Raw genomic sequence first — 764 nt, 5'->3', positions numbered from 1 at the left:
CCCCCCCCCCCCCCCCCCCCCCCCCCCCCCCCCCCCCCCCCCCCCCGGGGTGGGCTACTGGAACGAGCGGGTCAGGACGTCCCGGAGGGCGCGCGTGTCGGTGCCGACCGCGCTCATCGGGGAGTCGAGCGCTGCCCCGAAGGCGGCGGCGTGCAGCTCGGCCCCGGTGCGGCCGCTGCGGCTGGCCGTGAGGTAGCCGTGCCAGTAGGCGGCGAGCACGCTGTCGCTGAGGCCGTCCAGCTCCTCCTGCGGGGCGCGGTCGTCGTCAGCGGCGGTGGCCAGGAGGCGGTCCCGCAGAGCGGCCAGGGGGGCCTGCGGGAACTGCGTGGTCGTGATCATGTCCGTATCCCTCGTGGATCGGGTTTCGAGTGGTCGCGTCGGTCGGGGTGCCATCCCCTTCCAACATGAACAACGATACCATCTTTATCCCGGAAGGGAAGGGGTGTTCGCGCGTTTCCCGGGTCTTTTTCGCCCCCCGCCTCCGACCCGCTACCCTGGGGTTACCTCGTATCGCGTGGAAGTAGCGCCCCTTCTGGGATGTCGCCACCACGCGCGGTGCGGGTTTCGAGGAACCGGCGACCGCGCCAGCCTGCCGCACTTGTGCGGGGGGTCCTGCCTTATGGCAGGGCGGTCGCCGGTTTTTTACTGCCCCGGCACCGGCCCGGGGCGTCATGGCCTGCCACCGGTCCGGGGGGGGGGGGGGGGGGGGGGGGGGGGGGGGGGGGGGGGGGGGGGGGGGGGGGGGGGGGGGGGGGGGGGGGGGG

Annotated in this window: 1 protein-coding gene; it reads right to left on the bottom strand. The window is 75.3% G+C overall.

Features of this window, described 5'->3' with window-relative positions:
- Positions 1-54: 54 nt before the first annotated feature.
- Positions 55-339, bottom strand: coding sequence for a hypothetical protein (locus AC4IJH_RS43610; protein WP_164348883.1), 285 nt, complete (start codon positions 337-339; stop codon positions 55-57).
- Between the last annotated feature and the right edge of the window lie 425 nt (positions 340-764).

Source organism: Streptomyces sp. UF-297 (assembly GCF_058245575.1).
Note: the sequence above shows the minus strand (reverse complement) of the source record. Positions and strands in the feature narration are given on the sequence as shown.

Bases quoted from the DNA above. Each gene is read 5' to 3' on its own strand.
- AC4IJH_RS43610 (WP_164348883.1), bottom strand. From the start codon at position 339: ATGATCACGACCACGCAGTTCCCGCAGGCCCCCCTGGCCGCTCTGCGG.